Raw genomic sequence first — 21115 nt, forward strand, 5'->3', positions numbered from 1 at the left:
CACCCTGGCCGACCTTCACCGACGTCCATCACCCGCGGTGGCTGTCGTACGGCTGCGTCTACCTGGCGCAAAGACGGCGAGGACGAGTGCCCCAGCGGCGGTCAGGGCCGCCAACGACAGCGTCGCCTGACCACTTCCGTGTACGAATGCGGCTCTGGCGAACTCGGCCAGCGGCTGACCAGCTGGTCCTGCGCGGTCGGCGACCTGCAACGCGGCGGCCAGAGAATCGGCCACCGGACCACGGGCAGGCTCGGGTAGCTGGGGCAGAGCCGGCTGAATGTGCTGAACGTAACCGGCCGCGAGCACGCTACCGGCTACCGCAATCCCAATCGCGGCACCGATTTCGCGAGCTGCGTCGTTGACCGCGGCAGCCACCCCGTGCTTGGCCTCAGGAGTGTCCGAGACGATGGCGAAAGTCGCAGGGGCGGTACACAACCCCAAACCTGCGCTCATGATGAGCAAGGGCCACAGCAGGTCAGGGTAGGTCGCCGCGACGGTCAGTCTGCTCACCATCACCAGTCCCGCCGCGATGGTGAGCAGACCTACAGTGGTCATCACCCGCAGCCCAACAATGTTCGACAGCCAGGGTGCAATCACCGAGATCACGATGAGCGGCACGACCATAGGGGTCAACGCCAACGCGGCGGTGAGCGGTCCATAACCGAGAATCAACTGCAGATACTGCACCAACAGCAAGAACACCCCGAAGGTCACCAAAAATTGGATACAGACAGACAGCGCGCCGGCACCGAAACCACGGCGGGCGAACAACCGGACATCGAGTAGCGGTGCCGAGGAACGTAGTTCTACGACGACGAACACCACAACCGCGAACAAGCCCACCGCAGTGCTGACGGCGACGAGCGAATCCGACCAGCCACGGGCCGGAACCTCGATCACAGCGAAGACGATCGCCCCGACTGCGACAACTACGGTCACAGCGCCCACCCAATCGACCGGTGGATGCTCCTGCTGGCGGGACTCCGCGATACTGCATGCCAACCCGGCCAGGACTGTTCCGGCGACGGTCAACCCGACGAACACCGAGGTCCACGACCACTGCTCGAGTAGCACACCAGCTCCGAGGATGCCCAGGACCGCCCCGGATCCAGCAACCCCGGCCCACACACCTACAGCGCGACCGCGATGCGACGGTGGAAATCCCGCGGTCAGTATCGACAGCGTCGAGGGCATGACCAGCGCCGCACCCGCCCCAGCCAACGCGCGAGCAGCGATCAGCCACGCCGGGTCGGCGAGAAACAAGGGCAATGCCGACGCGAAAGCGAACAACGCCAACCCCGCCACGAGCACCCCCCGGCGACCGTACCGGTCACCGATCGCACCGGCAGGCAGCACGAAGCACGCCAATACCAACGTGTAACCGTCGACTATCCAGGTCAGTTGGGCTTGCGTCGCCCCTGTCGCGACCGCGATCTGTGGCAACGCTGAATACAATGCCGCCATTGCGGCCACCACCAACGCGACTGCCATGCACGACACAATCAACATCCACCACTGGGCACCGCTCCATCGAGCGACGCTGGCAGAGTCGGATCTACGTTCGTTCAACGGCCAGCCTCTCAGTTCGAGACTGATCGTCTCGGTACGAGACTATTAGTATCACAACTCAGCGGGTGTGACAGAATGATCAATCGAGGACATGTCTTGTCAGTCAAATGGAGCGGAGCCCGTTCATGGTCGACCCTCTCGTTGCAACCGAGGGCTCGGCCGACCCCCGGCTGGCGCGCTCACGTAACCGGTTACTCGAAGCGGCCGGTCAGCTGCTGTCCACCGGCGGTGTGGAGGCGGTCACCGTGGAGGCGGTCACCCGCATGTCGAAGGTTGCACGTGCCACTCTGTACCGACATTTCGGAAGTACCACTGACCTGCTCGCTGCAACCTTCGAGCGACTATTACCCCCAGTCGACACCGATATCGATACCGGTCCGCTACGTGAACGTCTGATTTCGTTGCTCACCACCCAAGCCGACCTCATCGACCAAGCTCCGGTGCAGATGACCACGCTGGCCTGGCTGGCAATGGGGCCCGTCAACAGCGGCGACGCCAGCCGGCGCGATCTCGATCCTGGCGCGGTGGTCTCGCTTCGGGCCCGTGTCATAGAGCAATACCGCAGGTCCCTGGATCAGATCCTGACGGCGCCTGACGCTCGCGCTGTGCTCGGCGAGATCGACACCACCTTCGCCCTCATTCAGCTCCTCGGACCGATAGTGTTCGCTCGCCTCACAGGACTGCGCCACATCCACGCCGACGACTGCATCCAAATCGTCGACAACTTTCTCGCCGCCCATGCCGCAAGTGTCCGATCGAGCACTTCGCGCGACAACAGCCGTCCATGGCCGGCCGCGGCGCTAGACCCGCAGCTCACCGACGGCCAGTAAAACTTGATGGGAAATTTCACCATCAATGCGCTATCCAGTCAGGGATCGCAGCGCTCACTGGATAAGGCCGGACGTGTGCTCGAGAACTCGGAGTTGCACTGCAGTGCACTTCTGACATCGTGCAGCCGTCTTCTGAAACTGACAAATCGGTCGACGCTCGGACCAGCTTGTCGGTGTCTTGATAGATAGTGTTGCAAGTAATCCCAGTTTGATCGCAGATTCCGAGACGAAGGGCTTCAGGTGGACGAAAACCTGATCGGGTACGCCCGATGCTCCACACGAGGACAGGATCTACGAGCGCAGCGCACAGCCCTTCGCAAGATGGGCGTCGACACCGGCAACATCTACACCGACCGCGGATACACCGGGCGCAATCGCGAGCGGCCCGGTCTCACCGAAGCTCTCGCGGCAGTGGGGGAGGGGGACACTTTGGTGGTCACCAAGCTCGACAGACTCGGTCGGTCGGTGACCGACCTCAATGCGATCGTCACCGAGCTCGATGCCAAAGGTGCACGGTTGATCTACGGTGGCCAGGTCTACAGTCCAGGTGATCCGTCGAGCAAGATGTTCTTCACTGTTCTCGGCGCGATGGCCGAGTTCGAGGCCGACCTGACTCGCGCACGCACCCGTGAGGGCGTCGCGATCGCCAAAGAGCAGGGCCGGATGACCGGACGCAAGCCCAAACTCACTGCACTGCAACACGAACGTATCCTCAAGGACTACGAATCCGGCGAGTTCGGTGCCGTGAAACTCATGGAGCTGTACGGCCTGAGCCGATCAGCCGTCTACGCAGCCCTCATTCGGGCCCGCGAGCAACGCGACGGAGCACCCACACCCCGCGCCACAACCGCCAGGAGCTGACACACAATGAGCACCCACGCCAATCGCCACACCACCGACACGACCGGTGGCGCTCAGTTCGGCCTTGCCGCCGAGGCGACTTCATGACCGCCGAACGGGTGGTCGCACAGTGCGCCTGGTGCGACCAGTGGCACTCCGAGACTCCAGCGAATTCGGTGCCGGCCGATCCGGTCTATCACGACGAGTGCCGCCCAGCCGGCGTGCACGGCTGGACCGCCGCCGATGCCAAGGCTGCTGGCCCTGCTCGGCCCAGGCGGTAGACCCCACCCGCCGAAGCGGTTGTAATGCAGTGACTTCGGCCGCGACGTCCATTTCCCCGACCGCGCAACAGAAGCGCAGAGATCTGCGATCTCCTCGCGCACCTGTGGCCACACCGAATTACATCATCCGACCGCGAAGGCCCCGACAGTGCTCCAACACCGCCGGGGCCGGTCGATCACAGAACGGACCTGCGATCAATGAACAACGCTAATACCCCCGACCACGACCCCACCAGCGAGGACACCCTCGACATCCACCCCCGCGTCCTGACCGGTGCCCTGATCACCGGCCTGGCCATCGCCATCGTCGTCGGCGCAGCATCCTTCAAGCTCTCCTTCTCCACCCTGCTCGACCTCGCCGTCATGGCCGGCATCCACCCGGCCGATGCCTGGGTCATCCCCGTCGCTCTCGACGGCCCGATCCTCGCCGCCGCCGTCATCCGGATCGCCCTCTCTCAACACACCGACGCCGCCACCAAAAGAGGCCGGCGACTCGTCGTGGCAGTGCTGACCGTCTCGGCGATCCTGTCCATCGCAGGCAACGCCTATCACGCCGTCCTGACCGCAACCGTCCTCAACGCCGCCGTCGCAGCGGCAATAGCAGCATTAGCGCCCGCGATGGTCCTCACGATGAGCGAGATCGTCGCTGTCGTGCTCCGCGCACCCCGCCGCCGTGCCGCAACCACGATCGAGACCCCCCAATCCTTCGATACGGCCACCGAGACAGTTCGCATCGAATACCCAATCGATCGCGTGGAGAGCGAACAGTACAGCGCAACAGCAGGATCGGCGCTCGCCGGGATAGACGAGGACCTCGATAACGGCCTGCTCAAGCCCGCCGTGTGGACCAGCGTCGACCTCTACCTCGCGCACCCCGACTGGTCGTTGAGTGACATCGCCCGCCACCTCGAGCTGCACACCTCGACCGTCTCTCGACACATCAAGACCTGGACACAGGTCCAGCAGAACATCGCCAGCGAACGCAGCACCGCAACCCCCCTCGCAGCCAACCACACGCACACCACCGACCCCGGCCAAGACCAGAGCCCAGGCATCGATGAAGCGGGCACGGACGACCGAGTCGACGACGAGTACGCCCCGATGGACACCGGTCGTGACTTCGTAGGTTCAAGTCGCTGACCGAGAATCGAGCCACTGCGACGCGCACACTTCTGCTGGCGAAGCTGAGACCTATTCCACTCGACACGGTTGCACCGAGTCCTCAGTGCCGCCGGTCACTTCAGCGTTGTCGTTCGGTAGGGTCCTCGCGAGTCCGGTGACGTTCCGGCGAAGATCTTGGAGCTGACGCATGACAACGGACACCGAAATCACTTATGAGACTAAGACGGTCCGCGCGGTTCGCGGCATGGAGTCGCGGACCATCGAAAAGTGGGAAAGTGAAGGCTGGGAGGTTGTCTCTCAGGTACCCGCGAAGATCCGGACGGAGATCACGTTCCGACGCCCGGCACCCAAGTCTCGTCGCGGCCTTTTGATTGTCGGTGGCGGCGTGTTCGCGCTTGCGCTCGCGGTCATCTTCACCATCGGCATTATCGGCGAAAGAGATACCGGCCCTGCGGAAACTGCCAGTCCTGCGCCCAGTGAGGTAGCGGCCCCGAACGAGCAACCGTCCCCGGAATCGATGGCCACGGCGACGCCTACACCATCGCCGTTGCCTGATGACGTTGTTCTCACGTCGGAGAACAGTCCGGAGTTCGCGGCCCTGCTCGCATTGACCGACACTTGCTCGCCTGACATCGCAGCGTTCGCTGCGGCTCATCGAGGTCAGACAATCTCGTTCCCGGGCAGCATCGTCGCGATGGGACCTCACGAGGGCGCGAGTACCAGATACGACATCCTCATCAACGCCGGCGACTTCAGCGAAACGTTCGCGCAGCCCGGGCCAAGTTTCCAGTTCCGTGATGAGAACACCAGCTACGACCTCAACTGGGTCGGCTCGGTGCCAGACACTATTGGCGTCGGGACGAACCTTGGCGTCACGGCGGAGGTCGACCGCTACGTGGAGCAGCAGTGCCTGTTCCTTCTCGATCCGGTTACCACTGCCGTCCGCTAACTCGAACTCGAACCAAAGCTCAGAGAGTCTTGCCTGCGCAGAACAGGATCCCGGCACACATGCCCGAAGCGCACGCACGGCCTGGCTTTGATCTCGCGCAGTCGTTTCGTGAGAAAAGCGGGAGGCCGGTTGGTGTAGGGCAGAGGCGAAAACCGACCGACGGGGCCGATTACGTCAGTGTGCAGCGTTGAACGCTTCTTCGATCGCAGCGGGAATGCGGCCGCGATCGCTGATCTCATAACCATTGTCTGCGGCCCATTGCCGGACAGCTCTGGTCTGAGCCGGATCACGTGTGGCCCCGCTGTTCGAGGGCGCAGCAGATGGAGGCGTGGAGGTGGGGGAGTGTCGACGCTTACGCCCGCCGACACGGGTCGCGTGTTCGATGTAGTAGCCGATCTTCCGATGAAACTCGTTGGCGTTCTTCGCCTTCAGATCTACGAGGTAGTCGACGCCGTTGACGGAGAATTCGATCGTCTCGCCTGATTCGTCGTCGATGACGGAGCCGTCGATATCGTCGACCAATTGAGTGAATACTTTTTTCGCCACGGTTCTAGCGGCCTCTCTCGAATAGAAACATACTGCTGTCGACAACCACCCTAACCAGACCGAACCCGCAGGCAGATGAACCAGATGAGGAAATATGGAATAGGCACTTCCTCCGTGTCGACCACAGCACCGCTACTCGACCATATTTCGTCTAGTCGACTTGACTAGAAAGTGTCCAATCGACTAGACTAACGTCATGGTTACCGAGCAGCCCACGCGGAAAGTGGTCAAGGCCCTCAAGGCGGCCGGGTTCACCTCGGTCCGCACGGTCGGCTCGCACAGCACGTGGGTCTCGGCCGATGGCGCAGTCAAAGTGACTGTGCCGGATGGGCACCGGACGATCTCGCCCGGCGTCTACCGCAAGATCCTCGCAGCCATGAAGGAGGCGCAGCAGTGAGCAAGACCTACACGGTGTCGGTGACCCGAGACGGTAAGTGGTGGATGATCGCTGTCCCGGAACTTGACGCCCTCACCCAGGCTCGTCGCATCGACGATGTCCCCACCGCGGCGAAAGAACTGATCGCCCTCGAAACCGGAGTCGCACTTGCCGATGTCGAGATCGAGCAGCATATCGAGCTCGAGCCCGGGGGAGAGGATCTCGCGGTCCGCATCGCCGAGATCGCGACACAGCGAGCACGTCTGGTCGAGGACGAAGCCCGCGTCAAAGCCAGCACCGAGGCCTTCGCGAAGAAGCTCGCTACCGCTCAGGTACCCGTCCGGGATATCGGATCGCTTCTCGGCGTGACGTTTCAGCGCGCCAGCCAACTCGTCAACAGCTGACCACTCAACCGTGCAGGCATGGCGGACGAGATACTGATGCCATGACCAGCGACCGCAGTTTCGATCCGAATCCCGATCACGGACAGGCTGGATGGGTGACGCTGCCGAGCGGACAGCGCGCCTGCCGCTACGACTGCTCTGACGACCTGATCTACGACACGGGAACCGCGCCCGACGCCGCTGCGTCGAACTAGGCATGGACCCTATCGAACGCGCGGCCATCATCGACGAGGGCTACGACCCCGACGACCCGGCTGTGCGCGCGGACCTCGATCACGTCAGGCGTCTGCTCGCCGAACATCGCCACCTGACGGCCGACCCCGAACTCTCCCTCGACCACCTCGTGAACGCCGCCAGGGTTCGCGAACCAGGGCCAGCTACGGGCGTACGCAGGTAGTTCGACATCGAACGTATGTTCGCATAGATTGAGGGCACTGATCCGTTCGGCGAAAGGTCGCACTCATGGCCGGTACCGCCGACACGATCCCCGACCTGACCAGCCTGGACAAGGCTGCACAGCTCGCCGCTCTTCGCCGCAGCATGGCCGCGATCCCCGGACGCCGCGACCACGCACCAGCCGACTCCGACGACTCGCCCGCATTCGCCCCCTCGCAGCCGAACGCGCAGGCTGTCGCGACCGACGGCGATGAGCGAGCCCTGAGCGGCCCCGTGCGCTCACGAACCCTCAAAACCCTGCCGGTACCCATGCCGCTCTCAGAACTGCTCCCACGCGGCGCGTTGGCCCGCGGAACGGCCCTGTCGATCACCGGTGCCGGATCGATTCTCGTCGGACTCGTCGCCACCGCCACCGCGGCCGGCCACCACGTCGCCCTGATCGGTCAACCCAAGTTCGGGCTCCTCGCCGTCCACGAACACGGCGGGGACTTGTCGAAGATCGCCCTGATCGATCCCGGCCAAGCAGACCCTCTCGACGCTGCCAATATCTGCATCGATGGGATCGATCTGGTCATCAGCACCGTCCACGGTCGCGACGTACCGCCGACTCGCGCACGTGCCCTCTTGGCCCGAAACCGAACTCACGCAGGGATATTCGCGATCACGGACGGTCGAATGCCCGGCCTCGATCTGACGATTTCCTCTCGGCCCGTCGGCTACGGCGGCATCGAGCAAGGCAGGGGCCGCATCCGCTCGATCACCCTCGAGACCACCGTCCACGGACGCGGAATCACCCAGCGCAGAGGCCGCTACACCCTCACCGCCCCCACGTTCGGCGAACACGGCTTGCGCTGGACCCCTGCGGCCGCCGACGCAGTCGCCGACCATGGGCCGCACCGATTGGCGGTCGCCCAATGACACCCGACCTGTACGAGAACTGGCCAGTGAGCTTCGATCCCCCCACGCGCCGCATCGTCGATCCACCTCGGAGAGTCTTGGTCAACGCTGCGCTCACCGTTGCAGGTTCGTCCGGAGGCGGCTCTTTCCGTGACGGGACACCTCTCAAAATCCGTTCCGAAGGTTTGGCAATGGACGTCAAGGTCCCCGGTCTGCTGTCAGCGTGGGTGAAAACATCACGGGGACAGTGGCTTTGCCGTTTGAGCTTCGACATCCCCATTGGTAACGGTAAAGGCTTTCTTCGTCTCGAAGGCCAGTGGTGCCCTGCTGATGCAGCGACTCCCGTCGACTGACACCCGACCAATCGTCAACATATCTTGACGAAATAGAGAGCGTCAAGATATCTTGACGATATGGAATCGGAGAAGGCCCTCACCGCAACCGAGCTGACGGAGCTCTACGTCCAGTACAAGGAGGCTCTCGTTGACGTCGACCTGGCCGATATGGTGCGTGAACAGGGACGCAAGGACTCCGGGACGTGGACCGCGAACGCCCAACGACGCATGGATGACGCGGTCTCCGATGTCGACGCACTCGAAATCAACGCCTTCCTCGCCTCGACGATGATCGCCGACCGCTACGCCATCATCGGACGCCTCCGCAGCGGGGAGCGGCCCGTGCCGTGGTCGAAGATCGGCGAGATCCTCGGCATGAGCAAACAAGCCGCACAGCAGTGGTACGACACCTACAACCTGCGCCCCCGCATCGAGAACCCCACCCGCCGCACCGACCCGGCGTAAGTCGCAGGCTCCTGCTGTAGGCGAATCGAGTGTGCGCGGTGCCGACGCTCGACCCCCGCAACGTGACGGTGCTCATCCGGGTGGGTGTCGAAAGTCGTTGCAGGACTTGACAATACAGCTTGACGCTGTAAGGTTAGGGGCATGGGAGAATCCGAGCAGAACCTCACCGCAGTCACCTCCGAATACGGCGACGAACACCCCGAACGCGGCCTGGGAGTGTCCATCCGACGTGGCGGCATCGAGGTCGAGTACATCGACGCGACCGGCATCGAGGAGCACGCGCCGATGGACTGGACCCCGGACATGGCGAAGGTGCTGCTCGCACGCCGCGGATACGCGGTCACCGGGCGCTGGGTCGACGTCAGCGACCCCTGTGCAGAAGACCCAATCTGGGAACTACCCGTCGCGAAGACCGCCGACCGCTGACCCTCGCACTACCCCCCACCTGCGCCTCACCGCCGCACTCTAACCAGGGAGACCACCATCATGACCACCACCATGGCTGCACAATCGGCACCGACCTCGACCGGCTACACCCTCGTCGCCGCCGACCCGCACGCCCTTGACATCACCGCCAACGTCCGCGACGGCGTAGACATCACCGCCGACCCCGATTTCGTCGCATCCATCGCCGCTCACGGTGTCCTCCAGGCGGTCTCGGCGGTCCGCCGCACCGACGGAACCCTGGTAGTCCATGACGGACAGCGCAGAACACTCGGGGCCCGCGAAGCCGGTCTCACCTCGATACCGGTGATGGTGCGTGAGCAGTCCGACGACGAAAAGGCCGCAGGCATCGAACGCATCACCGAGCAGGTCGTATCCAACGATCAGCGCGAAGACCTCACCACCGGCCAACGCGCCGCCGCCGTCACGGGCCTGCTCGACCTGGGCCTGAACGTGCAGAAGGTCGCGACAGCACTGCACGTCCCCAAGGCGTACGTCGAAAAGGCCGGTCGAGCAGGACGATCCGAGCGCGCCCGTCGCCAGCTCGACGACCGGCAACTCACCCTCGAAGGGGCTGCGCTGCTCGCAGACCTCGAAACCGCCGCTGAGAAGGAGCCGTGGATCACCGAGGCCATCCAGCAGATCTTCGACAACAGATTCGGCTTCGAGTACCGCCTTGCCACCCTCCAGCGCCGCATCGACGAACGCGCCGAGACCACTGCCGCCGCAGCCGACTACATCGCGCGCGGCTTCACCCTGCTCCACGACGAACCGTCCACCAGCGAGGGGGAGTGGTACACCCTCGCGGACCTGCGCACCGCCGACGGCGCGGCAGTCCCGGCCGACGCCCCGGAGCAAGCACCGCACCTGTGGCACGTCCACGTCTACGAGACCGGCACCGTCTGGGTCGACAAGACCACCCGCGAGGAAGTCGACGAGGACGACATCGACTTCGACACCGAGGACGACGACGAAGCCGAAGCGTACGAGGAGCTACGGCACGCCAACACTGTCGAGAAAGTGACCGCCTGGGGCTACGAATTCTTCCTGCGCCACGACCAGCGGACTGCGGCCGGCCTCGAACTCGCCCCCGAGAAGATCGCCGCCGCAGCAGCCGAGGGCGACGACACCGAGGACGGATTGACCCCGGCGCAGCGCAAAGCCGCGCGCACCGAAGCCGAACGCATCGAGACCGAACGCGCAGAGCGCCGAAAAGTCAAGGCCCTCAACCGTGCCGGAGCGACCGCCACCGAAACCCGACGCGCATTCCTCACCGGCCTGCTCGCGGCCAAGACCGCCCCGAAGAACGCCACCAAATGGATGGTCACCGCCCTGGCGACCCATGGTGATGTGTTCACCGAATCCAAGTGCTCGGAGCGGTACGGCGAGATCATGGGCTCACCGCTGCGCGAGGTAGACCGAAAGGCCACCGGTGCCACGCCCGCTCGCGCCGAGGTGCTGCTGCTTGCCCGTGTGCTCACCGCGTTCGAGGCCCGACTGACGGGGCCGCAGGACGCCAAGGACTACTGGCGGTTCTCCGCCAAGCACTACCGAGGCATGGTCGGCATCGACAGCTACCTGACATTCCTCGCCGACAGCGGGCACACCCTGACCCCGGTGGAGCAGGCCGCGATCGGCAACATCACCGTCGACGCCGCGTACGCCGCCGTCGACGACGACGCCTGACCATCCGCGAGAGCATCGCAACCAGCACGACAGGAAGAAGGCCCCGACCATCAGCCCGATGGCCGGGGCCCTTCTAGTTCGTCAAGATATGTTGACGCGCGTAGAGGTAAACCGGGAACGTCGAACGACGATCAGCGTGGGTACAGGTCGGTTCGTGCACCACTGCCGGGTCGGCCTGCGATCCACGCCTCGATGTCCTCCCGTGAATACAGCGGAGTGCGCGAGAGGTGGCGGGCAGGTTTCGGGGCCTGGCCACGAGCGACGTATGACCGCCACGTCGAGGACGCGATCGCTTTCCCGGTCGAGGCCTCGATCAGTGTCAGAACCTCCGAGAGGGTCAATTCGGCATCGGTCACGGCTCCTCCGATCCCCGCACGAGCATGATTGTCGACATACCCGCACCTTACAGCCCCACGCTGTAAATGCTTCGGCGTACCCCTTGCAACCTTACAGCGTGAGGATGTAGGGTTGGGGTATGACCTCGACGCGCACCGAATCGGTCCAATGGGATTGGCAGTCAACGCTGTTCGATGACTGCGCGTTGCCCGGTTGCGCTCTCCCGGTCGCCGTACCGGGGGAGGTGTGCCAGTCCTGCCGCACGGCTTTCGGGGACATGCTCAACGTGCGCACCGATGGCCCGGCCCGCGATTCGGAGCAGGTCCGCGCCGACCTCGCTGCCCGTGACGCGAGCACCCGCGAGCAGTACCGCGCACAAGCCGCCACCGTGGCTGCGGCGCAGCAGGTTTCGACCCGAAAGCGCAACCAGATCTGCTGGCTCTGTGAAGAGCGGCGGACCTGCACCTCGACCGCCGGGCGCTGGGAATGCGCCGACTGCCAAACCTTGCCTTCCTGAACATCTGCGCACGGCCCGCGACCGTCGTCGCTCACCTTTTCTCCACCGACCTGGGGAGTACTCATGACCGCCACCCTCACCGCGCCCACCACGACCGCGCGCCGCCGCCTCAAAGGAGTTGGAATGAAACTGATCTCGCTCGATAGCCAGTTCGACGGAACGATCGTCGACATTCTCGGCTACCGCACCGCGCCCGCAGGCCGCGTCGAGATCACCGCCATCCTCGACGCACCCGGCGCCTGGTACAGCCGCACCCACCCCGTCGTCGTCGACGCCAACGACGTACGACTCTCGCTCGCCCTGCAGTCCCTCACCGGCCCCGAACTGGGCGTGCAGTGATGACCGAGACCGCAGGCCAGATCGACATCTTCGAGGTGCTCGCCGCCGCCGAAGCCGAGGTGCAGAACCTGCACGTCCAGCGGCACGGCATCCCGACCTTGTTCGCCAGCCCCACCCGAGGGGTGGCAGCTCGCATCGCCGAGTTCGAGACCTGGGCGACCACCTGGGGACGGCACGGCTCGACCGCCGCCTCCCACGCGTTCCGTCCGGGAATCTGCGACCCCACCGCAGCCACTGACACCTGCCAACCGACCTGCATTGCAGCGGACCTCGACTGCTGCTGCCCGGACACGAGCAGGGACACCGCCTGCCAGTGCGTCGGCGGCGACGTCTACCGCGGCGCGTGTACCGGCTGCCCGTGGGAAGGGGAGAACTGCGCCGACGAGGCCGAGGCAGTCTGCGACGCCCTCGATCACGCCCATCCCGGCTGGATCGACGACCTCCCGATCGTGATCCCCGAACGCGCACCGTCGCAGAAGGACCAGGTGTGGACCGCGAAGGTCATCGAGCTCATCGGTGAGCGCTCCACCGGATGGCCCGTCATCACCCGACGCGGCGACACCATCGGCCTTCGCTCGGTCCCGCACCGCTCGCCGTGGGGTGGCTACGACGTCGCCGCCGCCACCGCAGCCGCACACCTCGCCCGCAAACCGTGACCCTGCTGCCCCACCCGAGCTGGAAAGGCCCATCACCGATGAATAACCCGCTGCCCCAAACGACGCCCATCACTACCGCCGATTTCGTGATGTTCCTGTCGCACGTCATGTGGGGGTGCACCGCGCTCGGTATCGCTGGCATGATCTTCGGCGGAGCCACGCTCTTCCGGTCTCGTATGACAGGTGGAGAGGCCAGGACAGCCCCGCAAATGTGCGGGGGAGGGCTCTTCGTTGCCGTCGCCGCCACCGCAGTCCGAGCGGTCCTCTTGCCGGTGTCTGCCGAGGAGGCGACGGACCTGCCGTCCGCCGAGCAGCCCATGATCGCGGACGCCCCGGCACCGCCGACTGTCGTCCCCGACGTTCCGATGGACTGGACTCCGCTGGTCTGGGTCGTCGTAGCGGTGCTTGCCCTCGCGCTGGCCGCGTACCTGAGCGTTCGGACCCGCAGCCATGTCGTCGACCGACGCAACGCCAGGAAGGCACTCGAAGCCGACTACGCCGCCGCCCACGCCGTCTACAGCGAGGTTGCGGACGCCTACGCCGCCTACCTGGCCGACCCCTACTCCATCTTCATCAGGCCCCTGCTCGACGACCTCACCGAGCCGCGCACCGCAGCCTTCATCGACGCCTTCGCCACCATGAACGATGTCCGGCCCGAACAGTGCCCCGACACCGCAGAGCGCGTGCAGGCCTTCGCCGTCGCCGCGCAGAAAGCACGTACCGCCTGGCGCAGAGCCGACGGCTACGCCCGCACCATGGGGCTGCGCGTGACCAGCGTCGAGGACCAACGAACCGTGCGCCGGATCCGCAGCGCACTCGGTATCGCCCTCGACACCTCGGCCACCGGGCAGGAACGCGAGACAGCGCTCCGCACCGTCGAGGAACTCGCGGCCGGCATCGTCACCATCCCCGACCGCATCTACACCAGCGCCAGGATCGCCATAGAAACCACCACACGCAAACAACTCACCAGCTGACTCGTCATGCCGCTGTGGTGCCGACAGACAGTCATTTGTCGGCACCACCTGGCAGCATGGCCCACCAACGGCACAACGACAGGCACAACAGCCGATCACGGCAGAGGCCAGAACGGACAATCACCTATGAACCTCGTCAACACCACAGCCTTCATCGTGTTCGTCGTACTCGTCACCGGGGCCTACGCCCTCGGCACCGTCTACATACGCAGACCGTCCCGAACCGCACTGCACAGCAACGCACTTGCCCTCATCGGCCTCGCCGTAGTCGCCGCCAGCGTCTTCGCCCTCACCTATCCAGACCTCGCCTGGGGATGGAAAGCCGCCCTCATCGCAGGATCCATCCTGTTCGGCTACCTGAGCGCACGGCAGTTCAACAGCACCCGCGCCGAACACGACGCCGACCAGAAACGCAGCTTCACCCAAGCCGCCCTCGACGACGACAGGAACAACCGATGAACCCCCTCAGCACCTTCCGCGACCACCGCCGGATCCGCCAGGAATTCCTATCCGACGACAGCGAAGAGAATGCGGCACGCTACTTCGAGTCAGCGAACACAATGGACGGGCTTCGGATCGGGCTCAACAGATTCGCCGCTGTTGTGGTGGGCATCCTCGGGATCGCCGCAGCCGCGTACAACGTCAAGATGGGCTTCGACGGATCTGACGTCAGCATCATCGAACTCTTATTTCCCGCTCTTGCAGTGGCATTGGTGTTCGCTCTTGTCCGTATCGGCAACGACCTGGGCTCGAAAGGCACGAAAGAGATCGTCGCCACCGCGAACAGGGCCAAATTCATCGGCGATCAACGCCGAGCGAGCGCGTCCGACCGTTGACATGACCAGCCCAAAACAGAAGCCGAAAGTAGTCAGCCCGATCCAACTGGCCGACCTCATCGACAGAGACCGCCGCCTGCTCGACAACTACCTGCTCCAGGGCACCCACTCGATCTTGCCTATCTCTCGTCTGAACTGGAGCCCGCAGGTACGAGAAACAAACACGTCCGGGAATGGAGGGACGCACTGTACGACCTCTCTCTCAGGGCGCTACGGGAATCCACGCCAGAGCTCCTACGCCGTTGGGTGCACTTGCGGCAGCAGATAGTCGTAAGAGGCCCACTGGGCATGCGTTGGTCCCCGATCCCGCACCGCAACCGACGCTACGAACTCGACCACTGACGAGCCTCGTCAGCCTCCATCGCTTCCACGCAGTCCCCCGCCAGCCGTATCCCACAACGCCGCCGTCGAGCACCCTTGCTCCGGCGGCGTTCTGCTTACCCGTCACATTTGCTTTTCGGAGCCGTCCGGAATCGGTCGCACGTCCCCCATATGAAAATAGAATTGGTCACGCGCATCTTTCTTTTACCGACATTGGTAATTCGAAATTCGGCACTGCAGGACGTCAGGGTAGAAGCTTATGTAAACGTCTGCACTGCAACGAATTAGGCGAATTATGACCATCTTTATCTATGGAAAAGTCGAGTGCATTGATATAGAATTGAGGCTACCGAAACAATTCCTCCGAGGAGCTATCCATGTCCATCACCGTGTACACGAAGCCGGAATGCAACAGCTGTGATCAGACGAAGCGACGGCTGGACAAGCGCGGCCTCGAATACGAGACCGTCGACGTCACCGAAGACCCCGCAGCGCGCGCGTTCGTCACCGACCGTCTCGGCTACCGGCAGATGCCCGTCGTGGTCGTCGAAGAGGCCACCGAGGACGGCACACACCTCGAGCACTGGAGCGGCTTCCGGATCGACGCACTCGACAAGCTCGCCGCCACCGCCTGACCGATCGCCTCCGCCCCGCTCACCCCGCCCGTGAAACGAGTCTTCCGATGACGCCTCTGAGTGCAGTTCCCTCACCCGCCGACGAACCCGCTCGTATTCCTGTGCGGGGCCTGGTGTCCGTGGACGACGATGTCGCTGCCGTCGACGACTGGAGCGCAGCTCACCGCCCCGCCACCGACCCCGAGGCGCTGCTGCTGTGTGCCCTGATGTGGAGCGCCCACACCGGGGGAGTGTCCACCGAGGACCAGCGGATCGCCGCGACAGTGACCGCCGACGACTTCGACGGCGTCGCCTACCGGCGAATATTCGTCGTGATCGCAGGTCTCGTCGCGGCCGGCGAACCGTACGACCCGGCGAGCGTCACCGCAGCCTTCATGCGATCCGGATCCGGCGGAGCCAAGGACGCGCCCCTACTCCGCAGCTTGAACGAGGTCATCACCGCCGGAGCGGACGGCTTCACCGCCGTCCACTACGCCGACATCGTGCTCTCCCAGGCATACCGGCGCAGTTACCGGACCGTGGCAGCGTCGATCGTCCAGGCCGCCGAGGGGCTGCCGGAGGAATACCTGTTCGATCATCTCGTCGAGTACGGGCGCGCTCAACGTGCACTGTGGCAGCGGCTCAACGCCTTTCGCGGAAGGCAGTGACCATGATCGACACAACCACCGACACGGTTCCGAGGGATCACCCCGTATCGAACCAATCGTCAACATTCCTTGACGACGCGATAGCGTCAAGAAATATTGACGCGTCGTCGGGCGCTGCGTCGACGCGAATACCGGGCGTGCCTGTGCTGCGTCCACCGTTCGCGTACTACGGCGGAAAGACCCGCCTGGCCCCGGCGATCGCCGCCGCCCTGCCCGAACACACCCAGTACGTCGAACCGTACGCAGGATCGCTCGCTGTGCTGTTCGCCAAGACCCCGGCTCGGTTGGAGACCGTCAACGATCTCGACGGCGACATCGTGCACTTCTGGCGGGTGCTACGAGAGCGTCCCGACGATCTTGTGCGGGCCTGCGCGCTGACCCCGCACGCGCGAATGGAACGCGCAGCAGCACTCTCGCGCCCCGCCGACCTCGACGACGTCGAACGTGCCCGCCGAATCTGGGTGTGCCTGACCGCCGGTCGCACCGGCACGCTGCGTAATACCGGTTGGCGATACGACACCTCCGACTCCGCGTCGACGTCCATGCCGCGCCGACTGTCCGGTTACGTCGCTCGCATCGAGGCAGTCGCTGCCCGGCTTCACAGCGTCTCGCTCGAACACCGTGACGCCCTCGAGGTGATCGAGGCCTACGGCGGCGGACGACGAACCGTCATCTACGCCGACCCGCCCTACGTCGGGGAGGTCCGGACACGCAACTACCGCACCGAAATGATGAGCACGACAGACCATCACTCTCTCGCCGAACGACTGCACGCCTGCCAGGCGAGCGTGGTGCTCTCCGGCTACGCCAGCGATCTCTACGACCGAAAGCTCTACCGCGACTGGTACCGCACCGAACTGCGCTCCCACACCAGCCAGAGCGGAACGTGGGAACACCGCACCGAGGTGCTCTGGTCGAACCGGCCGCTACGCATCGATGCGCCCGACACCCCAAGCTCGACATGTAACGAAACTCCCGGCACGGCAACCGAATGTAACGAAACCCGGTGCCAGGCAGCCGACTGCGCGAAGGTGCTCACCCAACCCGCGACCGGTCGCCCGAGACGCTTCTGCTCGCCCGCGTGCCGAGTCCGCGCGCACCGCCACGCCAACACCCATCCCCACCGACGACCCGCATCTCCGACAACCGATTCGAGCGAGGAAACATGACCATTGAGCGACCCGCCGCCGTCGACGACGTGATCCCGGCGTGCACCGACGACCCGTCGGCCTGGGATCTCGACGCCTCGACAAAAGATCGGTTGAAGACGGCTGTCCGAGCCTGCCGGTTCGAGTGCCCGGTGTACGACGCGTGCCGGGAAGCGCTCGCGGCCGGCGCAGTGACTCCCATGTCGATGGTGGTCGCCGGGATCGCCTACGACTACAACGGTGACCCCGTCGACCTGGACAGCCCACGTGCCCGCACCGGGCCCCGCAACGAACGCGACACCCGATGGGTCGACGAACGAGGTCACTCCTACAACGGACACACCGGACGATGGGAATCACCCGCCAGCGCCATGGAGCAACGACGCCGACGCATCGCCTGAACTCTCGACACACCCCGGCCTGAACGTAAGAAGGCACCCGCGCACGAACCTGCGGGTGCCTTCTTACGCTCCAGTGAGTGGCAGTTACCGATCACGCACTTCGACTTCAACGTCCCAGTCGATCTCGTAGTCCACGAAATGTGGGGCATCGTCCATGCCGCTGCTCTCGAACATCGGGTAGGCCCCCTTCTGTCGATCGGTTTGCAGCACCGCGATGTGAATCTCGTCCGCCGACATCCGAATCTGTCGTAGCTCCCCGGTCATCGCAGTGTCGGTCCACCGCAGTGGCACGAACGTCACCTGGCAGTGAATGTCGCCGCCGTGCAGGCGATGTGCGGGCTTGGTCTCGCTCTGTGGTTCCAGGCGTAACCGGTGCCGCCCATGTCCGATGCTCACCCGAGTCCGTGATCGGCCGCGCGCGATGTCGCTGCGGTATGCGCCGCGGGCGGTGGTGTGCGCAGCGTGGGCGAGGAGACCCGCGCCGCTCCGGACGAGCGCCCTGGCGGGGGAGTGACCAACCCACGTGGCCGCGTCGACGCGCGCTCGGCGTCGACCGCATTCGACACCGATGCCGCCGATACCGACGCGGACACAGCCGCAGTGTTGTCGGGGCGTGCGGCCGGCCTCGACCGTGCTTGCAGATCCTCGAGGTCGGCGGCGAGTGCGGTGATGTGTTCGGCGTCGGCGACCGGGTCGAGGACGGAGATGTTCGCGCGTAGGTACCGCACCTGTGTGAAGCGGTCGACGGCGATGCGGTCGGTATCGGAGACGTCCGCCTCATGGATGACGCGGAGCACGGTGTCGTTGCGCATCGGTTCGATGGTGCCGCCGAGATCGGCGGCGAGCTGCTCGGCGATGCGGTGTGCGTCGTCGGGGACGTACGCGCCGACCTCGGTGCGCGAGTTCGGGATCGGGCCCGGTCGGGTGGAGTAGACCTCCACGTCCAGAACCGCGACTGCGTCGGGACCCTCGACCGCCGAATCGGGAAGCGGTGGTGACGATTCGACGACGGCGGCTACTGCTGCGGTGACGTTGCGGGGTGCGGGGATGACGGTGCGCAGGACACCGTTCTTGTAGGCCGGGAGTGCGGTCAGGTCGGCCGCGAGCTCGCCGGGGCTGCCGATGAACTCGACATCACGGCGTGAGGTTCCCTCGGCGACCGAGTCGATGACGACCGAGACGGTGTCGAGCTCGTAGGTGTCCGCCACTGCCGCTGCTTGGGTGAGTGCGAACTGTCCAGCGGAGCGGGAGGTGTAGAACGAGCCGCGAGCGAGCACGAAACCGGGGTCGCCGTACTCGTTGATGTTGGCTACTTCGACGTTGAATTCGGGCTGGGTCATGTCTGTGGTCCTTCTGATGATGTGGGTGCGCCCGTACGCGGGAAGATGTGTCGAGCGTGCGAGGGCACGGGGATCCGCGACCGGTGCCGGTGCGCGGGCGGTGCGAGGGAAGTGCGGTCAGTGCGCGGTGGCAGGCGAGGACTGCGGTTCGGTCGGCGCGTCGGGTGCAGTCGACGAGGCGGCGTCGTGTTGTGGGTCGGGGCCGGCGGTGTTCTCGGCACCGACTCGGCGGCGCGGCGTACTGCGACCGGTGACGCGCTTCGATGCCCTGGATGTTTTCTTGCCGACAGGTGTCGGTGCGGTCAGTCCACTGCCGGTGAGTTCGGCAACGGTCCACCCGGCGTCGATCGCTTCTTTGTACGCGGCAGCGTGTTCGGCGTTCGCGTGTTCGGCGGCGCGAGTGGCCTCGGCGACTTTCTCGCGCGCGGCGGCGGACGCTTGGGCGGCGTCGAAGAGGGACTCGATGTATTTGGTGCGGTTCTCGATCGCAGCGCGTGCGCGCGCGATGACGGTGTCTTTGTCGACCGTGGGTGTGATGGACATCAGATGTGAGGGCCTTCCAGATTCGGTGCGCGGAAATCCCCACCGGACAGGCACCGATCGCTCACAGAGCAACACAACCCACAGTGCGGTGAACGCAGTGCAGGGTGAATCGGTACGGGTGGGGCGCGCTCGAACGTGACCCTCATCGACGCTCGAACTTCACTCGATCCTAGATCATCTGCGCGCTGGGCGGCGAGCCAACCGGCGCGGAGGTGGATGTTTCCTGTCGGTGCCTGCTGGCACTGTGCCGACCATGACCGACGACAACGCCACCACACCGCAGCCCCTCGTGCGCGTGCGAGAGGTGCTCGACGGCAAGGTGCCCAACGGGACGCACGTCGTCGTGCACGGCACCCTCGACGCGGTCACAGTGAAGACGTACGAGCAGACAGGTCAGTGGGCGATGGGGCGTCTCGTCGACGGCAAAGACTCGATCGACTTCTGGATGTTGGCGCGCGCGTTCGCACGCACCGGTCGATTGTGCGTCGAGACGGCCGGCCCGATCGCTGCGACCGCATGTGTGTCGGGCCCGCCGTATCGCACCGCGCTGGTGATCAACAGCATGGAGCGCATCGAACCCCGCCCGGAACCCGGCATCGATCGGACTGCTGTCTGACACGATCGACCGCTATGAGCGTCACTCTCCCCCCGCCCTTGACCGCCGACACCGACGACGATGCAGTCAATCTGCTGCGGCGGTACTACGGGAGCACCTACCTCGGCAGTGGGTGCTATACCGGTGCGCTCTTCGACAGCTGGGCACCGGAGAACCGCGTCGCCGACAGCAACCGGTTCACCGCCGACGATCTCGTCGCGATCACGTTCTTGTCGGTCGCCGTCAAAGCGGGAGCAGCACGCGAGCTCCTCGTCACCCGTGCCGCACGATTTGCGGAGTTGCTCGACGCCGTCGGCCCGGATCGCGACCTCGTCGACGAGACGGACGGGCTCACGCCCGACGCACCGATCCTGCTGCTGGAGAACGAACTACGAGGCGTGACCGACGTCGGCCGCACCATCGCAACGAAGCTGATGGCCCGCAAACGTCCCCGCCTGGTGCCGATCTACGACGTGGTCGTCGGCCGCGTTCTCGATACCGAGAAAGTGCACCGTGATCCCATCCGGGAAGCGCTGCGCGCGGACGACGGTGCGCTGCACGCTCGACTGCTGAGAATCAGGGCGGCAGCAGCATTGCCCGACGAGATCAGTGCGCTGCGCGTCCTCGACGTCGTCAGTTGGATGCACGGCAAGTCGGCGTAGACGGACGTGCACAGTCGTCGCG

At 64.8% G+C, this 21115-nt stretch carries 30 protein-coding genes; 24 read left to right on the plus strand and 6 right to left on the minus strand.

The genetic code is table 11. The annotated features are described in order from the left end of the window. Positions 1-15 precede the first annotated feature (15 nt). Positions 16-1491, minus strand: coding sequence for an MFS transporter (locus CH249_RS09185; RefSeq protein ID WP_373453553.1), 1476 nt, complete (start codon positions 1489-1491; stop codon positions 16-18). A gap of 203 nt (positions 1492-1694) precedes the next feature. On the opposite strand from CH249_RS09185, the gene CH249_RS09190 reads away from it, so the two are divergent. From CH249_RS09190 to CH249_RS09205, 4 genes are all read left to right on the plus strand, one after another. Further along, positions 1695-2399 carry a TetR/AcrR family transcriptional regulator gene (locus CH249_RS09190; protein ID WP_032364248.1) on the plus strand — a complete coding sequence of 235 codons (705 nt, stop codon included), beginning with the start codon at positions 1695-1697 and terminating at the stop codon, positions 2397-2399. A gap of 240 nt (positions 2400-2639) precedes the next feature. Next, positions 2640-3260, plus strand: coding sequence for a recombinase family protein (locus CH249_RS09195; RefSeq protein ID WP_032390479.1), 621 nt, complete (start codon positions 2640-2642; stop codon positions 3258-3260). Positions 3261-3718: 458 nt separating this feature from the next. Next, positions 3719-4660, plus strand: a complete 942-nt coding sequence (locus CH249_RS09200) for a DUF2637 domain-containing protein (RefSeq protein WP_094639408.1) — start codon at positions 3719-3721, stop codon at positions 4658-4660. A 169-nt stretch (positions 4661-4829) separates the two neighbouring features. Then, positions 4830-5591: a DUF4839 domain-containing protein gene (locus CH249_RS09205; protein WP_094648407.1), complete on the plus strand. Its 762-nt coding sequence runs from the start codon at positions 4830-4832 to the stop codon at positions 5589-5591. Between the two features lie 174 nt (positions 5592-5765). Here CH249_RS09205 and CH249_RS09210 read toward each other — a convergent pair whose 3' ends face one another. Further along, a complete protein-coding gene (locus CH249_RS09210; RefSeq protein WP_032370858.1) occupies positions 5766-6137 on the minus strand; it encodes an Lsr2 family protein in 372 nt (123 codons plus the stop codon). Positions 6138-6333: 196 nt separating this feature from the next. Here CH249_RS09210 and CH249_RS09215 point away from each other — a divergent pair, with 196 nt between their 5' ends. From CH249_RS09215 to CH249_RS09250, 8 genes are all read left to right on the plus strand, one after another. Then, positions 6334-6534, plus strand: a complete 201-nt coding sequence (locus CH249_RS09215; protein ID WP_008720157.1) for a type II toxin-antitoxin system HicA family toxin — start codon at positions 6334-6336, stop codon at positions 6532-6534. Further along, complete coding sequence (locus tag CH249_RS09220) at positions 6531-6917, plus strand: hypothetical protein (RefSeq protein ID WP_032370859.1); 387 nt, start codon at positions 6531-6533, stop codon at positions 6915-6917. Before CH249_RS09215 ends, CH249_RS09220 begins: the two co-directional genes overlap by 4 nt. A gap of 41 nt (positions 6918-6958) precedes the next feature. Beyond that, the gene (locus tag CH249_RS27845; RefSeq protein ID WP_155288464.1) at positions 6959-7111 is read left to right on the plus strand and encodes a hypothetical protein; all 153 of its coding nucleotides are present in this window, start codon (positions 6959-6961) and stop codon (positions 7109-7111) included. Between the two features lie 2 nt (positions 7112-7113). After that, positions 7114-7314, plus strand: a complete 201-nt coding sequence (locus CH249_RS09225; RefSeq protein ID WP_094648408.1) for a hypothetical protein — start codon at positions 7114-7116, stop codon at positions 7312-7314. A gap of 65 nt (positions 7315-7379) precedes the next feature. Further along, complete coding sequence (locus CH249_RS09230; protein ID WP_052068877.1) at positions 7380-8231, plus strand: hypothetical protein; 852 nt, start codon at positions 7380-7382, stop codon at positions 8229-8231. A gap of 392 nt (positions 8232-8623) precedes the next feature. Further along, positions 8624-9010, plus strand: a complete 387-nt coding sequence (locus tag CH249_RS09240) for a hypothetical protein (RefSeq protein ID WP_032370861.1) — start codon at positions 8624-8626, stop codon at positions 9008-9010. Positions 9011-9151: 141 nt separating this feature from the next. Then, a complete protein-coding gene (locus tag CH249_RS09245) occupies positions 9152-9436 on the plus strand; it encodes a hypothetical protein (protein ID WP_032370862.1) in 285 nt (94 codons plus the stop codon). A 60-nt stretch (positions 9437-9496) separates the two neighbouring features. Beyond that, on the plus strand, positions 9497-11140 hold the full coding sequence (locus CH249_RS09250) for a ParB N-terminal domain-containing protein (RefSeq protein WP_094648410.1): 1644 nt from the start codon (positions 9497-9499) through the stop codon (positions 11138-11140). A 131-nt stretch (positions 11141-11271) separates the two neighbouring features. On the opposite strand, the gene CH249_RS09255 is transcribed toward CH249_RS09250, so the two are convergent. Next, positions 11272-11496: an AlpA family transcriptional regulator gene (locus CH249_RS09255; RefSeq protein ID WP_032370864.1), complete on the minus strand. Its 225-nt coding sequence runs from the start codon at positions 11494-11496 to the stop codon at positions 11272-11274. 119 nt (positions 11497-11615) lie between these two features. Here CH249_RS09255 and CH249_RS09260 point away from each other — a divergent pair, with 119 nt between their 5' ends. The 10 genes from CH249_RS09260 (at position 11616) to CH249_RS09305 (ending at position 17953) form a co-directional block, all read left to right on the plus strand. Next, positions 11616-11993 (plus strand): hypothetical protein, encoded by a 378-nt coding sequence (locus CH249_RS09260; protein WP_052068878.1) that lies wholly within the window; start codon positions 11616-11618, stop codon positions 11991-11993. A 63-nt stretch (positions 11994-12056) separates the two neighbouring features. Beyond that, complete coding sequence (locus CH249_RS09265; protein ID WP_094682973.1) at positions 12057-12332, plus strand: hypothetical protein; 276 nt, start codon at positions 12057-12059, stop codon at positions 12330-12332. Further along, positions 12332-12988, plus strand: coding sequence for a DUF6349 family protein (locus CH249_RS09270; protein WP_094682974.1), 657 nt, complete (start codon positions 12332-12334; stop codon positions 12986-12988). The genes CH249_RS09265 and CH249_RS09270 overlap by 1 nt, the downstream gene beginning before the upstream one ends. 38 nt (positions 12989-13026) lie before the next feature. Continuing rightward, complete coding sequence (locus tag CH249_RS09275) at positions 13027-13965, plus strand: hypothetical protein (RefSeq protein ID WP_143544397.1); 939 nt, start codon at positions 13027-13029, stop codon at positions 13963-13965. A 126-nt stretch (positions 13966-14091) separates the two neighbouring features. Continuing rightward, positions 14092-14424, plus strand: a complete 333-nt coding sequence (locus CH249_RS09280) for a hypothetical protein (protein WP_094648413.1) — start codon at positions 14092-14094, stop codon at positions 14422-14424. Beyond that, positions 14421-14801: a hypothetical protein gene (locus CH249_RS09285; RefSeq protein ID WP_094648414.1), complete on the plus strand. Its 381-nt coding sequence runs from the start codon at positions 14421-14423 to the stop codon at positions 14799-14801. Before CH249_RS09280 ends, CH249_RS09285 begins: the two co-directional genes overlap by 4 nt. A 698-nt stretch (positions 14802-15499) precedes the next feature. Beyond that, on the plus strand, positions 15500-15757 hold the full coding sequence (locus tag CH249_RS09290; protein ID WP_032370871.1) for a glutaredoxin family protein: 258 nt from the start codon (positions 15500-15502) through the stop codon (positions 15755-15757). Positions 15758-15804: 47 nt separating this feature from the next. Beyond that, positions 15805-16404, plus strand: coding sequence for a DnaB-like helicase N-terminal domain-containing protein (locus CH249_RS09295; protein ID WP_094648415.1), 600 nt, complete (start codon positions 15805-15807; stop codon positions 16402-16404). Positions 16405-16541: 137 nt separating this feature from the next. Further along, the gene (locus CH249_RS09300) at positions 16542-17573 is read left to right on the plus strand and encodes a DNA adenine methylase (RefSeq protein ID WP_256988233.1); all 1032 of its coding nucleotides are present in this window, start codon (positions 16542-16544) and stop codon (positions 17571-17573) included. Further along, positions 17570-17953: a hypothetical protein gene (locus CH249_RS09305; RefSeq protein ID WP_032370873.1), complete on the plus strand. Its 384-nt coding sequence runs from the start codon at positions 17570-17572 to the stop codon at positions 17951-17953. Before CH249_RS09300 ends, CH249_RS09305 begins: the two co-directional genes overlap by 4 nt. Before the next feature lie 84 nt (positions 17954-18037). Here the strand turns inward: CH249_RS09305 and CH249_RS09310 are convergent, their stop codons facing one another. From CH249_RS09310 to CH249_RS09320, 3 genes are all read right to left on the minus strand, one after another. Next, positions 18038-18349, minus strand: coding sequence for a hypothetical protein (locus tag CH249_RS09310; RefSeq protein WP_032370874.1), 312 nt, complete (start codon positions 18347-18349; stop codon positions 18038-18040). Next, positions 18346-19293, minus strand: coding sequence for a hypothetical protein (locus tag CH249_RS09315; protein ID WP_094648416.1), 948 nt, complete (start codon positions 19291-19293; stop codon positions 18346-18348). Before CH249_RS09315 ends, CH249_RS09310 begins: the two co-directional genes overlap by 4 nt. Positions 19294-19410: 117 nt before the next feature. Continuing rightward, positions 19411-19836, minus strand: a complete 426-nt coding sequence (locus tag CH249_RS09320; protein ID WP_032370876.1) for a hypothetical protein — start codon at positions 19834-19836, stop codon at positions 19411-19413. A gap of 253 nt (positions 19837-20089) precedes the next feature. Here CH249_RS09320 and CH249_RS09325 point away from each other — a divergent pair, with 253 nt between their 5' ends. Both CH249_RS09325 and CH249_RS09330 read left to right on the plus strand, forming a co-directional pair. Further along, positions 20090-20452: a hypothetical protein gene (locus CH249_RS09325; RefSeq protein WP_143544399.1), complete on the plus strand. Its 363-nt coding sequence runs from the start codon at positions 20090-20092 to the stop codon at positions 20450-20452. 14 nt (positions 20453-20466) lie between these two features. Beyond that, positions 20467-21093 carry a DUF6308 family protein gene (locus CH249_RS09330; protein ID WP_094648418.1) on the plus strand — a complete coding sequence of 209 codons (627 nt, stop codon included), beginning with the start codon at positions 20467-20469 and terminating at the stop codon, positions 21091-21093. The last annotated feature ends 22 nt before the right edge of the window (positions 21094-21115 follow it).

The organism is Rhodococcus sp. 05-2255-3B1 (assembly GCF_002258545.1).
Classification (GTDB): Bacteria; Actinomycetota; Actinomycetes; order Mycobacteriales; family Mycobacteriaceae; genus Rhodococcoides.